Here is a 12,747-nt window from a genome sequence, read left to right on the forward strand (position 1 = left end):
CCATGAAACAAGCACTTCCCGCGCTGCTGGCGCTGACCGCCGCCTTGCTGATGACCACGCCTGTACGGGCTCAGGAGCCGGTGCTGGCCCAGTCCGATCACGCCGTGCTGCTGGCCAGTTCCGATGCCCGGCTGGCCGCCAACAAGCGCCTGGTCTACGACTTCTGGCGCGAGCTGATCGAGGCCGGCCAGCTGGACCGCGCCGATCGCTACCTGGCCGAGGACTACCGGCAGCACAACCCGCTGGTGCCCACCGGCCGGGCCGGCTTCGTCAATTTCTTCAAGGCCTTCAGCAAGCCGCGCACCGTGGCGGAACGTGTGCGCACGCCGCTGGTGGCGATCACTGCCGAGGGCGATCTGGTCACGCTGGTGTTCCGCGCCGAGCATCCCGAACCGGCTGACGCCAGCAAGCGCTACACCACGACCTGGTTCGATATGTTCCGCGTCGTCGACGGCCGCATCGTCGAACACTGGGATCCGACGCTCAAGCAATGATCAAGCGATGACGAAGGCTGGGCGGCGGGGCTGGGTGAGAATCGAGCCATGATGCATGCCGCCCAGTCCCCGACGCTTGTTCCCGCCCGCGCCCTGGAAGCCGGCGACATCCCCGCCTATATGGAGGCGCTGGGCCGTCAGGCCCGCGAGTCTGCCGCCCGCATGGCCGCTGCCAGCACGGCACAGAAGAACAGCGCTCTGCTGGCGTTGGCACGCCGACTGCGCGAATCGGTGGCCGCGTTGACGGCCGCCAACGCGCGCGATCTGGCGGCGGCCGGTGCGCTGGACGCCGCGATGCGCGATCGCCTGGTGCTCAGCGAGAAGGTCATTGCCACCGTCGCCGAGGGCTGCGAGCAGCTGGCTGCCATGCCCGATCCGGTCGGCGAGATCAGCGGCCTGCGCCGCCGGCCCAGCGGCATCAGCGTCGGCCAGATGCGGGTGCCGCTGGGCGTGTTCGGCATGATTTACGAGAGCCGGCCCAATGTCACCATCGAGGCCGCGTCGCTGGCGATCAAGAGCGGCAATGCCTGCATCCTGCGCGGCGGCTCGGAGGCGATCCACTCCAATCTGGCCCTCGCCGCGCTGGTGCAGGCCGCCTTGCAAGAGGCCGGCCTGCCTGCCGAGGCGGTGCAGCTGGTGGCGACCACCGACCGCGCCGCCGTTGGCGCGCTGATCACGATGCCGGCCCATGTCGACGTGATCATTCCGCGTGGTGGCAAGGGCCTGATCGAGCGCATCAGTGCCGAGGCGCGGGTGCCGGTGATCAAGCACCTGGATGGCAACTGCCATTGCTATGTCGACGCCGAGGTCGAGCCGGAGCTGGCGCTTCGCGTGGTGATGAATGCCAAGACGCAGAAGTACAGCCCCTGCAATGCGACCGAGTCACTGCTGGTTCATGCCGAACAAGCGCCCGATTTCCTGCCCCGCATCGGCGTGCTGTTGGCGGCCAGGGGCGTGGAGATGCGCGGCTGCCCGCGCACGCTGGCCTTGCTGGGGCCGCTGCCTGATGCGCGGCTGGCCGCGGCCAGCGAGGCCGACTGGTCGACCGAATACCTGGCGCCCATCATCAGCATCAAGGTGGTGGACAGCCTGGACGAGGCCATCGCCCACATCAACCGCTATGGCTCGCACCACACCGATGCGATCCTGACGACGAATCACCCGAACGCGATGCGTTTCTTGCGCGAGGTCGATTCGGCCAGCGTGATGGTCAATGCCAGCACCCGTTTTGCCGACGGCTTCGAGTACGGCCTGGGCGCCGAGATCGGCATTTCGACCGACAAGTTCCACGCCCGCGGCCCGGTCGGGCTGGAGGGCCTGACCTCGCTGAAGTGGATCGTGCTGGGGCAGGGCGAGGTACGGGGCTGAAGCCGCCCCGCACTCAGCGTCAGCCGGCCAGGCGGGCGCTGGGCAGCTCCGGCAGATCCTGCAGGGCGCTGTAGATGGTGTCTTCCGGTGTGCGCAGCAGCTGCTGGCTGAGCTTGCCGCGCATCACCGTCAGCCCGAAGCCGACAGCGAGCAGCACGAAAGCCGCGTACATGCCCATGAAGCCGGCGTAGCTGAGCAGCGGCACCAGCGCCTTGGCCACGCCCAGAAAGGCGGCGAACAGCCAGCTGGCGGCACTGATGGCGCCAAGCACGGCCGGCAGGCCTGCGGCGCGCTCGGGGTGTTCCTGCGGCGCGGCCAACGTCGGGAAGGCCCAGCGGTGCAGGGCCAAGCCGTTGAGCGTCAGCAGCGTGACGACACTGAGCTTGGCCAGTACCTTGCTCTTGGTGGCGATGACGGCGACGTCAAAGCCGGTGTCGATGCCGATCAGGGCAAGACCTGTCACCCACAGCACGATCAGCGCCATGCCCACCACGCGAGCCGCCTTGGACAGCAGCAGCCGGTCGACCCGCTTGGGCATGAAGATGGCGATGTCGCCGAGCACCACGCCGGCAGCCGCGGCGAAACAGGCCAGCACATGGCCATACAAGGTCACCATGCGCAGCAGCGCTGCACTGTCGATCGAATCCATCACAACTCCCCTTGGACTGACATCCGGACCTGAGTGCGCCGTGGAAGCAGGCGGCCTACGGCTCTGCAGCGCGCCGGTTACCAGTGGCTCTATTCGTGAATTTGTTCACGAAAGGTCGCGAGTATGCGAGTGAGGGGGTTCCCCGCGAATAGGGGGTTGCCTGGATGTAAGGTCTTCAGATACCCAAATGCGTCGAACTGCTGTTCAACGCAGCCCGCCGATGCGCGCGTCCTTGGGATAGCTGATCAAGTACTCGGCGCTGAAGCGTTGGCTCTGACCTGGGGTCAGGTCTTGCCTCCAGAGCACCATGCCGGGCAGCTTGTGCCAGTCCTGCTCGCTGACGGCGGGTTTGAACTGGGTCTGCACCCGGATGTCCTCGTGGCGTGGCGCCGGGGCGGCCTCCAGCAGTTGCAGCGTGATGGCCGTGCTGTGCAGGTTCTCGACCAGGTAGCCGTGGCTGATGCGCCGCTCGCTGCGGCTGGCGATGAAGCCGGTGCTGCCGGCATTGCGTTGCTCCGGCTCGATCTGCACACGCACCAGCTCATCGCGGCCGAAGAACAGCGCGAGGCGCTCGTCGCTGCCCAGCGTCAGGCGCGACTGGCCGATGAAGGCGCCGTCGCGGAACAGCTGCAAGGCGCCGTCGGGCCAGCTGCCCTTGGGGCGTTCGCTGTCAGCCAGCAGATAGGCCTGCGCCTCCTGCTGCGGCTGCACGCGGGTGACGAGCCGGGTGTTCAACGCGGCGCTGCCGAGCAGGAAACCGACGCGCTGGCCATCACTGGCCACTTGCACCTCGCCGGGCACCTCGTACTCGGCGGCATAGGCACCCTGCAGCTCGCTGACGTCAAAGCTGGGCAGCTCGGGCGCCGCATAGCGCTTGGCCATGGGGGCGGGAGGGGGCGCCATGGCCATCGCCGGCGCCGGCGCGGCCATCTCGTAGGCGGCGTTCTGCACCGGTGGCGGCAGCAGGTCCAGCACCCAGGGCTGCGGCGGATTCAGGCTGCTGGCCTGGCGCGGCTGCACCGTCGAGAGGCGCAGGCGCACGCCGCGCCAGTCTTCGCCGCTGCTTTGCGCGACCTGGGCATGGCGCTCCAGGCGCAGGCTGGTCCGGGCGGTGTCCAGATAGGCGCGGTAGACCGGGCTCCAGCCGGCCTGGCTGCTGCGGTAGCTGATGCGCAGCTCGCCGTCGCGGCTGGCCGCCAGGTTCAGCACCAGGCTGCGCAGCTGCGGATTGGCAGCGCGCTGGGCCTCGCGTTCGGCGCTGAGCGGGCCGAGCTGCAGCTGCAGTTCATCGCGGCGCTTGGCCAGCTGCAGACGGCGCTGCAAGGCGTCCAGGCTGCTGCGCCGCAGGGTGTCGGCGGTGGCCGTGATGGCGGCAGCGGGCAGCTTGTTGTCGCTGCCGACGCTCTTCAGAAAGCCCAGCACCAGCTCCTGTGATTCGTCCTCGGCCTTCAGCGCAGCCAGCTGGTCTTCCAGCTCGCGGATGCGGGCGTCAAGCGGGCTGTTGTTGCACTCGGGGCTGCGGGCACGGTCCAGCGTCTGCACACTGATCTCGCCGACGGCGATGCCGGCGTCGGCCTGCACCTGCAGCGAGTCCAGATCGAAGCGGGCCGGCAGGCAGTTCAGCTGTAGCTGGCGGCTGCCGGCGCTGACCCGGGCGATGCGCTCAATCGTCGCTCCACCGGGGTAGACCAGCACGTTGCTGATTCTTGAACTGGCGCTGGCCGGCGGCGTGGTGGCGGCATGGCTCAGGGGGCTCAGCAGCAGCGCCAGAACGGCGCCAAGGGCTTGTTTTCGCATCGATGCTCTCCTCGTCGTGGCTGCACGGTAGCACGCCGCCCGGCCGCAGCGATGAAGGCCGCGCGACCGCTGGCACGTGCCGACCCTGGCACACTTGCGGCCATGAACGCAGTTGCTGATCTTTCCTCCGCGGCGCCGCAGGCCAATGGCCGCCGCAAGGCCCTGGTGCTGTTCTCCGGCGGCCAGGATTCCACCGCCTGTCTGGCCTGGGCGCTGGACCGCTATGCCGAGGTCGAGACCCTGGGCTTTGACTATGGCCAGCGCCACCGCATCGAGCTGGACTGCCGCGGCCAGGTGCGCCGCGAGCTGGCGGCGCAGTTTCCGCACTGGGGCGCCAAGCTGGGCGAGGACCATCTGCTCGACCTGAGCCTGCTGGGCCAGATTTCCGATACCGCGCTGACCGACGCCCGTGCGATCGAGCTGCAGGCCAACGGCCTGCCCAATACCTTTGTGCCGGGCCGCAATCTGCTCTTCCTGACCTTCGCCGCGACGCTGGCCTACCGGCGCGGCGCCTCGGTGCTGGTCGGCGGCATGTGCGAGACCGATTTTTCCGGCTATCCCGACTGCCGCGACAACACGCTGAAGGCCTTGCAGGTGGCGCTGAGCCTGGGCCTGGACACGCCGATGACGCTGGAGACGCCGCTGATGTTCATCACCAAGGCCGAGACCTGGGCGCTGACCGAGCGGCTGGGCGGTGCGGCGCTGAATGCGCTGATCGTCGAGCACACCCACACCTGCTATCTGGGCGAGCGCAGCCAGCGGCATGCCTGGGGCTACGGCTGCGGCAGCTGCCCGGCCTGCGAGCTGCGCGCGCGCGGCCATGCGCAGTGGCGCGAGGCGGCCGCCCAGGGTGCGGCATGACGGACTGGAGCTGGGTCGGCTGGGGCCTGATGGCCGTGCTGCTGTTCTGGTCCATCGGGGCCTACAACCGCGTCATGCAGCTGCGCAACGCGATCGGCACGGCCTATGCGCAGCTCGACGAGGCGTTGGGCCAGCGGGCCACGCAGAGCGCCCGGCTGATCGCGCTGGCGCGGCCGGTGATGCTCAGCGAGCAGGCGACCTTCGATGCGCTGGAAACCGCCCAGGCCGAGGCCCATGCGGCCGCGCAGGCGGTGCGGGCCCGGCCTCACGCGGCCGATCCGGTGGCCACGCTGGCCGTCGCCGCGGCAGTACACGGTGCGGCGCTGACACGGCTGATGTCGCTGGTTGAGCATCACGGCGAGTTGCGCGAGCAGGCCGAGGTCGATGCGCTGATCGACGAGCTCAAGCTGATCGAGCGCCACCGCGCCTTCGCGCGCCAGGTCTTCAACCAGGCCGTCACCGCCTACAACGAGGCGGTGCAGCAGTTCCCGACGCGGGTGCTGTGCAGCTTTTTCGGTTTCACCGAAGCACGGTCGCTATGACTCGCCCCCGACGCGCTGCGCGCGGCCCCGTCCGGGGGCGAGCCCGATGGACCGGCGGAGCCGGATCCATGGGCTCCGCTCGATCGTGTGGTGCCCTGCGGACGGCGTTGCAATTGCCTAGCAATCGCTAGCGGCTGGCGTGCGAAGGCTACTTCCCCATCAGCTGCAGACGATGGCGCCGGAGCTGACGAGTTCCTGGAACAGCGCCATCACCGCGTGGCCGCTCATCGCATAGGGATCGAGGCGGGCGGTGTCGCAGTACTTCAGCACCAGGGCCGGGTTGAGGCGGTGCAGATTGACCTGGCCCATGCTCCAGCCGGCGAACTGGCGCTCGGCCACTTCTTCGTAGCTGAGCAGGATCACGTCGTGGTGGCGGGCGTCGCTGACGATGTGCTTGTAGCGCGCATTGACGGCATCGCGACCGCCTTCCAGCACCTGGATGAACACGCCATCGCTGTAGCAGAGCAGGCCGGTCAGCCCCTCGCTCGGGTTGTGTTCGCGCGATTGCTTGAGAATGGTGCCGAGATCGGCCTCACTGAGGGCGTGGACCGCGCGGCTGGCGTAGAGAAGTCGTACAAGCATGGTGGGCTCACTTCTTGCTGAGCAATGAAAGGAACTCGCGACGCAGATTCGGGTCCTTCAGGAAGGCGCCGCGCATTACACTATTGGTCATCATCGATTCGCTGTCCTTGACGCCGCGCCAATGCATGCAGAAATGGTCGGCCTCCATGACGATGGCCAGGCCGTCCGGCTGCACACGTTCCTGCAGTTCGTTGGCCAGCATGGTGACGGCCTCTTCCTGGATCTGCGGCCGGCTCATGATCCAGTCGCACAGCCGCGCATACTTGGACAGGCCGATCAGGTTTGAATGCTCGTTGGGCAAGAGGCCGATCCAGACCCGGCCCATGATGGGGCAGAGGTGGTGCGAGCAGGCGCTGCGCACGGTGATCGGGCCGACGATCATCAGCTCGTTCAGCCGCGTCACATTGGGGAACTCGGTGACCGCCGGGCTGGCCACATAGCGGCCCTTGAAGACCTCGCGGACGAACATCTTGGCGACCCGCTTGGCGGTCTCCTGGGTGTTGTGGTCGCTGTCGGTGTCGATCACCAGCGCGCGCAGCACCTCCTGCATCTTGGCCTGCACCTCGGCCTGGATCTGATCCAGCTCGCCGTCCTCGATGAAGGCGGCGATATTGTCATTGGCGTGGTGGCGTCGCTGGGCGTGGACCAGGCGGTAACGGACGCGTTCCGAGGCCGGCAGCGTGGCCAGTTCGGCCTCGTTCAGTTTGGGGGTGCGTGGCATGGGCGGAGGGTCACTTGTTGCCAAGCGCCCGGGTGATGATGGCTTGGCGGCATTGTGGCCGGATTGCCTTAACCCTGCCACGGCCCCGGCTTGTGCCGGGGCCTGAGCAGCATTTGACGCAAGTTGCCTCGCCCATCCCGCTGCTCGGCGCGATCGGGCGCAGCCCCTACACTGGCGCCGTGTCGTCTCCCAAGCCCCCCATCTCCCACCCAGCCCCGCCGCTGCAGCGCCTCCTGCTGCAAACGGCCGATGCCGTCCAGGCCGTGCGCGCCGGCCAATCGCTGACCGAGCTGTTGGCCCGCTGCCCGACGCCGCTGCGGCCAGCCACGCAATCGCTGAGTTTTCATGTGCTGCGCCATTTGGGTGCCGCCGAGGCGCTGCGCCGCCTGCTGGTGCCCAAGGCGCCGCCGCCCAAGGTCGACAACCTGCTGATCTGCGCGCTGGCCTTGCTGTGGCCGCAGGCCGAACCGCCCTATGCCGACCACACGGTGGTCGACCAGGCGGTCGAGGCCGCCCGGCAGCGCGCCAAGAACAGCGCCGCCTTCGTCAACGCGGTGTTGCGACGTTTCTTGCGCGAGCGCGAGGCGCTGGTGGCCGCCGTCGAGAAAGACGCGACGGCCCGCTACAACCATCCGGCCTGGTGGATCGCGCAGCTGCAGCGCGACTGGCCCGAGCGCTGGCAGGCCATGCTGGCCGTCAACAACACCCGGCCGCCGATGACGCTGCGCGTTCATGCGCGCCAGCCGCTGGCGGCCTACCAGGCGCGCCTGGCCGAAGCCGGCATTGCCGCCCAGCCTTTTGGCGCGCTGGCGCCGCAGGCGCTGCTGCTGGAGCGGGCGGTGCCGGTGACCGAGCTGCCGGGCTTTGCCGCCGGCGATGTCTCGGTGCAAGACGCCGCCGCCCAGTTGGCCGCGCCGCTGACGGTGGGCGAGCTGCGGACGTGGACACAGCAAGACCTGACCCCGGCCACCGAGCTGCTGCTGCCCGCGCTGCCTTCTGGCGCCCGCGTGCTCGACGCCTGCTCGGCCCCCGGTGGCAAGACCGCGCACCTGCTGGAGCTGGGCGACTATGACTTGCTGGCGCTGGACGCCGATGCCGAGCGCCTGAGCCGGGTGCAGCAGAACCTCGACCGCCTGCAACAGCGTGCCCGGCTGAAGGCGGCCGATGGCCGCGATACCGCCAGCTGGTGGGATGGCCAGCGCTTCGATGCCATCCTGTTGGATGCGCCTTGCAGCGCCTCGGGCATCGTGCGTCGCCACCCGGATGTGCGCTGGCTGCGCCGCGCCACCGACATTGCCGCACTGGCCGAGACCCAGGCCCAGCTGCTGGACGCGCTGTGGCCGCTGCTCAAGCCGGGCGGCCGCCTGGTCTATGCCACCTGTTCGGTCTTCAAGGCCGAGGGTGAAGACCAGATCGACGCATTTTTGCAACGCCAGCCGGGCGCCAAGCGCCTGCATGTGTCCGCTACGACCGGCCATCTGCTGCCGCTGACTGACAATGGTCAAACGCAGCCGGTGGCGAGCCTGGACGGGTTCTTTTACGCGCTGCTGCTCAAACCGTAGCAACCCACCCGCCCGATCTGTTACCTGTCGATGACGCGACCGCTGTCCCTCGCTGCCTTGCTGCCCCGGCCTGCCTTGATGCTGGCCCGCGGCATGGCGCTGCTGCTGGTGGGCTGGCTCTTGCTCGCGCCGCTGGCCCGGGCCGAGGGCGTCAGCCTCAGCCACTTCAGCACCGAGCGGGCCGAGGACGGCCTGCTCCTGAGCTTCAGTACCCGCTTCGAGCTGCCCAAGCCGGTCGAGGAGGCGCTGTCCAAGGGCGTGCCCATCTATTTCCAGGCCGAGGTCAGCGTGTTTCGCAACCGCTGGTACTGGCGCGATCTGCGCGTGGCCAAGCAGACGCGCAATTGGCGGCTCAGCTACCAGCCGCTGACGCACCAGTACCGTGTCAGCACCGGCGGGCTGAACCAGAATTTCGAGACCCTGTCCGAGGCCGTGGCGGCCGTACGCGGCGCCTCGCAGTGGCGCCTGGCCGAGGCCCGGGAGCTGGAGGACGACGGGCGCTATTACCTGGAGTTCAGCTACAAGCTGGACACCAGCCAGTTGCCGCGGCCGATGCAGATCGGCCTGGGTGCGCCGCAGGGCTGGGCCCTGAGCGTGGAGCGCAATCAAGGCCTCAACGCTGATTTCAGCCTCAAGACGCAACCATGACCAGGTCGGCGCGTTGGGCCTGGGTGGTGTCGGCCATTGCCGTGACCGGCGCTTGCGTGGTGCTGGCGCTGCTGCTGTCGATTGGCGCCACGTCCGAACGTGATTTCTTCCAGCGCAACTACGTCTGGCTCTACCGCGTGACGCTGGCGCTGGCGGTGCTGCTGGTGTTGGTGATCGCCATCGCTGCGCTGCGGCTGGCGCTGCGGCTGCGCCAGGGCAAGTTCGGCAGCCGCTTGCTGCTCAAGCTGGCCGGCATCTTTGCGCTGGTGGGGGTGGTGCCGGGCGTGCTGATCTATACCGTCAGCTACCAGTTCGTGAACCGCAGCATCGAGAGCTGGTTCGATCAGCAGCTGGCCGGCGCGCTGACCGCCGGGCTGTCGCTGGGCACCGACACGCTGGACGCGCTGAAGACCGATCTGGGCCTGAAGACCCGCAGCGCCGCCGAGCGGCTCAGCGATATCGGCAGCCTGCCACAGACGCTGGCGCTGGAGCGGGTGCGCGACCAGCTCGCGGCGCGCAGCGTCTCGCTGATCGGTGGCAATGGCCAGGTGCTGTTCTCCGTCGGTGAATCGAGCAGCGCGCTGGCGCCGGATCGCCCCGATGCGAGCTTGTTGCGCCTGGCTCGCGGCCCCAAGGGCTGGACCAGCAAGGTGGAAGACCTGGACGTCGAGACGCCGGCCTCGGTGGGGCACGCCCGCATCCGCGCGCTGGCCCTGCTGCCCAGCAGCAACTTCAGCCTGGGTGCCTCCGACCGTTATCTGATGGTGGTGCAGGGCCTGCCCAGCACCTTGGCCACCAATGCGCTGGCGGTGGCCGCCGCCAACAGCGAGTACCAGAAGCGGGCCTTGGGCCGCGAAGGCCTGCGCGAGTTCTACCTCGGCACGTTGACTCTGGTGCTGATCCTGGCCGTGTTCGGCGCGCTGCTCTTGGCGGTGACATTGGGCAATCAGCTGGCCCGGCCGCTGCTGCTGTTGGCCGATGGTGTGCGCCAGGTGGCGCAGGGCGATCTGACCGCCAAGCCGGTGCTGGCCTCGCGCGATGAACTGGGCGGCCTGACCCGCTCCTTTGCCGACATGACCCAGCAGCTGGCCGATGCCCGCGGCCTGGTCGAGAAAAGCGTGGTCCAGCTGGAGCGCGCCCGCACCAATCTGCAGACGATTCTGGACAACCTGACCGCTGGCGTGATCGTCTTTGACGCCCAGGGCCTGATCGATACCGTCAACCCCGGCGCGACGCGCATCCTGCGCCTGCCCTTGTCGGCCTACCGTGGCCGCCGGCTCGACGAGGTGCCGCATCTGGAGGCCTTTGCGCGCGGCGTCTGGCAGCGCTTCGAGACCCAGGAAGACAGTCCCGAGGCGGGCGAGCGCGGCCACTGGCAGGAGTCTTTCGAGCTGCAGATGGATGCCAGCCAGGATGTGCTAACGCTGCTCGTGCGCGGCGCAGCGTTGCCGCAGTCGGCCCGGCTGATGGTGTTTGACGACATCAGCGAGGTCGTCTCGGCACAGCGCTCGGCCGCCTGGAGCGAGGTGGCGCGGCGCCTGGCCCACGAGATCAAGAACCCGCTGACGCCGATTCAGCTCTCCGCCGAGCGGCTGCAGCACAAGCTCGAGGCCAAGCTCGAAGGCACCGACCAGGCCATGCTGGTGCGCTCGGTCAGCACCATCGTCAACCAGGTGCAGGCGATGAAGCAGCTGGTCAACGAATTCCGCGACTACGCCCGGCTGCCCGCGGCGCGCCTGGTGCAACTTGATTTGAATGAGCTGGTGGCCGAGGTGCTGCAGCTCTATGTGTCGGCCCAGGAGGCAGGGCGGCTTCATGCCGAGCTGGACAGCGATCCGCCGCATATCGTTGGTGACGCGACCCAGCTGCGCCAGGTCATCCACAATCTGGTGCAGAACGCGCTGGATGCGGTGAGCGAGCGCGAGCACGGCCATGTGCTGGTGCGCACGCAGAAGGCGCTGAATGAAAACGGCGAGTTGCGCGGTCTGCGTCTGCTGGTGACGGACAATGGCCCCGGCTTTGCCGACAAGGTGCTCAAACGCGCCTTTGAACCCTATGTCACCACCAAGTCCAAAGGCACCGGCCTGGGCTTGGCGGTGGTGAAGAAGATTGCAGATGAACACGGCGCTCGTATCAGGCTGGTGAACCTGCACAAACAAGGCGACGAGGCCGAGCCGGTGATAGGCGCGCAAGTTTCGTTATCATTTTCGAAACTCGCGACTGCACCGAGCCCGGCCGATGCGCCCAGCGACGAGCACAGGCCCGCGTGAACAGTAGGCAGACATGGCAACCATTCTTGTTGTAGACGATGAGCTGGGCATACGCGCCCTGCTGTCAGAGATCCTCTCCGACGAGGGGCACACGATCGAACTGGCAGAGAACGCCCAGCGCGCCCGCGCCGTCCGCGAGCGCATGCGGCCCGACCTCGTGCTGCTGGACATCTGGATGCCCGATGTCGACGGCGTGACGCTGTTGAAGGAATGGGGCAGCAGCGGCCAGCTGACGATGCCGGTGATCATGATGAGCGGCCACGGCACCATCGACACCGCCGTCGAGGCCACCAAGTACGGCGCCATCGCCTTCCTGGAAAAGCCGATCACGCTGCAAAAGCTCTTGCGCGCGGTCGAGCAGGCGCTGGTGAAGACGGCGCCGCGGCCGGCCCCGGTGGTCGGCCTGCCCAGCTACAGCCGCAGCGAGATGCTGCTGCCACCGAGCCATCAGCCGGTCAGCCTGAACAGCGGCGTCAGCACTCCGCAGCCCAGCCTGCCTGCCCAGGGCCTGGCCTCGGAGCAACTGTTCGAGCTCGACCGCCCGCTGCGCGAAGCCCGCGACGCCTTCGAGAAGAGCTATTTCGAGTTCCATCTGGCCAAGGAGAACGGCTCGATGACCCGCGTGGCCGAGAAGACCGGCCTGGAACGGACCCATCTGTACCGCAAGCTCAAACAATTGGGCGTCGATCTTTCAAGAAATAAGCGCAGCAACGGAATTTAGTGTTATAGTCATGGTCTTCGCTGATTACGGCGCTGCAGCAGCAGGGCCAAAACAGTGAAGTGAAGATGGCCTGGTAGCTCAGTTGGTAGAGCAGCGGATTGAAAATCCGCGTGTCGGTGGTTCGATTCCGCCCCAGGCCACCAAGACAATGGACTGCTGTTCACCAAACAGCGGGCCGCAAAAGTCAAAGCGGGATTAGCTCAGTTGGTAGAGCGATACCTTGCCAAGGTATAGGTCGAGAGTTCGAGCCTCTTATCCCGCTCCATATCAGCCGCTCAGGCATCTTGCCCATGTGGCTCAGTGGTAGAGCACTCCCTTGGTAAGGGAGAGGTCGGCAGTTCGATCCTGCCCATGGGCACCAGTCAGAAGGCAGCCCGGGTAGAGCCGGCAAAAAATTGAAAGCCCCGCACAGTTCGCTGTCCGGGGCTTTTCTGTTTCTGGCTGTTCATCTACAAGCTGTGGAGGCGCATAGCGCGGCCTTGGACGAGTGACGAGGCGAGTGCGCCAAGTTGCCAACGTCGGTTGCAGGCTT

Annotated in this window: 12 protein-coding genes and 3 tRNA genes; 11 read left to right on the forward strand and 4 right to left on the reverse strand. The window is 67.5% G+C overall.

What is annotated here, in order from left to right; translation table 11 throughout:
- The first annotated feature begins 2 nt into the window (after nucleotides 1-2).
- Together RQP53_RS09750 and RQP53_RS09755 are read left to right on the forward strand one after the other, a co-directional pair.
- A complete protein-coding gene (locus tag RQP53_RS09750) occupies nucleotides 3-494 on the forward strand; it encodes a nuclear transport factor 2 family protein (RefSeq protein ID WP_315650113.1) in 492 nt (163 codons plus the stop codon).
- Between the two features lie 51 nt (nucleotides 495-545).
- Nucleotides 546-1,862 (forward strand): glutamate-5-semialdehyde dehydrogenase, encoded by a 1,317-nt coding sequence (locus RQP53_RS09755; RefSeq protein ID WP_434064077.1) that lies wholly within the window; start codon nucleotides 546-548, stop codon nucleotides 1,860-1,862.
- Nucleotides 1,863-1,881: 19 nt separating this feature from the next.
- Here RQP53_RS09755 and RQP53_RS09760 read toward each other — a convergent pair whose 3' ends face one another.
- Together RQP53_RS09760 and RQP53_RS09765 are read right to left on the reverse strand one after the other, a co-directional pair.
- On the reverse strand, nucleotides 1,882-2,511 hold the full coding sequence (locus tag RQP53_RS09760) for a hypothetical protein (protein WP_315650114.1): 630 nt from the start codon (nucleotides 2,509-2,511) through the stop codon (nucleotides 1,882-1,884).
- A gap of 204 nt (nucleotides 2,512-2,715) precedes the next feature.
- Entirely contained in the window at nucleotides 2,716-4,308 is a 1,593-nt protein-coding gene (locus tag RQP53_RS09765) for a DUF4139 domain-containing protein (RefSeq protein WP_315650115.1), read from the reverse strand.
- A gap of 102 nt (nucleotides 4,309-4,410) precedes the next feature.
- Here RQP53_RS09765 and queC point away from each other — a divergent pair, with 102 nt between their 5' ends.
- A complete protein-coding gene (gene queC, locus RQP53_RS09770; protein ID WP_315650116.1) occupies nucleotides 4,411-5,169 on the forward strand; it encodes a 7-cyano-7-deazaguanine synthase QueC in 759 nt (252 codons plus the stop codon).
- Nucleotides 5,166-5,711, forward strand: coding sequence for a LemA family protein (locus RQP53_RS09775; RefSeq protein ID WP_315650117.1), 546 nt, complete (start codon nucleotides 5,166-5,168; stop codon nucleotides 5,709-5,711). Before queC ends, RQP53_RS09775 begins: the two co-directional genes overlap by 4 nt.
- Before the next feature lie 159 nt (nucleotides 5,712-5,870).
- On the opposite strand, the gene RQP53_RS09780 is transcribed toward RQP53_RS09775, so the two are convergent.
- The gene (locus RQP53_RS09780) at nucleotides 5,871-6,293 is read right to left on the reverse strand and encodes a BLUF domain-containing protein (protein ID WP_315650118.1); all 423 of its coding nucleotides are present in this window, start codon (nucleotides 6,291-6,293) and stop codon (nucleotides 5,871-5,873) included.
- Nucleotides 6,294-6,300: 7 nt separating this feature from the next.
- Nucleotides 6,301-7,014, reverse strand: coding sequence for a GTP cyclohydrolase I (gene folE, locus RQP53_RS09785; RefSeq protein ID WP_315650119.1), 714 nt, complete (start codon nucleotides 7,012-7,014; stop codon nucleotides 6,301-6,303).
- 179 nt (nucleotides 7,015-7,193) lie between these two features.
- On the opposite strand from folE, the gene rsmB reads away from it, so the two are divergent.
- The 7 genes from rsmB (at nucleotide 7,194) to RQP53_RS09820 (ending at nucleotide 12,576) form a co-directional block, all read left to right on the forward strand.
- Nucleotides 7,194-8,576 carry a 16S rRNA (cytosine(967)-C(5))-methyltransferase RsmB gene (gene rsmB / locus RQP53_RS09790; protein WP_315650120.1) on the forward strand — a complete coding sequence of 461 codons (1,383 nt, stop codon included), beginning with the start codon at nucleotides 7,194-7,196 and terminating at the stop codon, nucleotides 8,574-8,576.
- A gap of 30 nt (nucleotides 8,577-8,606) precedes the next feature.
- Nucleotides 8,607-9,224, forward strand: a complete 618-nt coding sequence (locus tag RQP53_RS09795) for a DUF4390 domain-containing protein (RefSeq protein WP_315650121.1) — start codon at nucleotides 8,607-8,609, stop codon at nucleotides 9,222-9,224.
- A complete protein-coding gene (locus tag RQP53_RS09800) occupies nucleotides 9,221-11,494 on the forward strand; it encodes a sensor histidine kinase (RefSeq protein WP_315650122.1) in 2,274 nt (757 codons plus the stop codon). Before RQP53_RS09795 ends, RQP53_RS09800 begins: the two co-directional genes overlap by 4 nt.
- 13 nt (nucleotides 11,495-11,507) lie before the next feature.
- On the forward strand, nucleotides 11,508-12,215 hold the full coding sequence (locus tag RQP53_RS09805; protein ID WP_315650123.1) for a response regulator: 708 nt from the start codon (nucleotides 11,508-11,510) through the stop codon (nucleotides 12,213-12,215).
- Between the two features lie 67 nt (nucleotides 12,216-12,282).
- Nucleotides 12,283-12,358, forward strand: a tRNA-Phe gene (locus RQP53_RS09810).
- Nucleotides 12,359-12,404: 46 nt separating this feature from the next.
- Nucleotides 12,405-12,480 (forward strand) — tRNA-Gly (locus tag RQP53_RS09815).
- Nucleotides 12,481-12,501: 21 nt separating this feature from the next.
- Nucleotides 12,502-12,576 (forward strand) — tRNA-Thr (locus RQP53_RS09820).
- Nucleotides 12,577-12,747 lie beyond the last annotated feature (171 nt).

Origin of the sequence: Roseateles aquae (assembly GCF_032337115.1) — a bacterium.
In the GTDB taxonomy this organism is placed as follows: Bacteria; Pseudomonadota; Gammaproteobacteria; order Burkholderiales; family Burkholderiaceae_C; genus Roseateles_C; species Roseateles_C aquae.

What these genes read in the sequence shown, in the direction of transcription:
- RQP53_RS09750 (WP_315650113.1), top strand. Translation starts at nt 3, where the DNA reads ATGAAACAAGCACTTCCCGCGCTGCTGGCGCTGACCGCCGCCTTGCTG.
- RQP53_RS09755 (WP_434064077.1), top strand. Translation starts at nt 546, where the DNA reads ATGCATGCCGCCCAGTCCCCGACGCTTGTTCCCGCCCGCGCCCTGGAA.
- RQP53_RS09760 (WP_315650114.1), bottom strand. Translation starts at nt 2,511, where the DNA reads ATGGATTCGATCGACAGTGCAGCGCTGCTGCGCATGGTGACCTTGTAT.
- RQP53_RS09765 (WP_315650115.1), bottom strand. Translation starts at nt 4,308, where the DNA reads ATGCGAAAACAAGCCCTTGGCGCCGTTCTGGCGCTGCTGCTGAGCCCC.
- queC (WP_315650116.1), top strand. Translation starts at nt 4,411, where the DNA reads ATGAACGCAGTTGCTGATCTTTCCTCCGCGGCGCCGCAGGCCAATGGC.
- RQP53_RS09775 (WP_315650117.1), top strand. Translation starts at nt 5,166, where the DNA reads ATGACGGACTGGAGCTGGGTCGGCTGGGGCCTGATGGCCGTGCTGCTG.
- RQP53_RS09780 (WP_315650118.1), bottom strand. Translation starts at nt 6,293, where the DNA reads ATGCTTGTACGACTTCTCTACGCCAGCCGCGCGGTCCACGCCCTCAGT.
- folE (WP_315650119.1), bottom strand. Translation starts at nt 7,014, where the DNA reads ATGCCACGCACCCCCAAACTGAACGAGGCCGAACTGGCCACGCTGCCG.
- RQP53_RS09795 (WP_315650121.1), top strand. Translation starts at nt 8,607, where the DNA reads ATGACGCGACCGCTGTCCCTCGCTGCCTTGCTGCCCCGGCCTGCCTTG.
- RQP53_RS09800 (WP_315650122.1), top strand. Translation starts at nt 9,221, where the DNA reads ATGACCAGGTCGGCGCGTTGGGCCTGGGTGGTGTCGGCCATTGCCGTG.
- RQP53_RS09805 (WP_315650123.1), top strand. Translation starts at nt 11,508, where the DNA reads ATGGCAACCATTCTTGTTGTAGACGATGAGCTGGGCATACGCGCCCTG.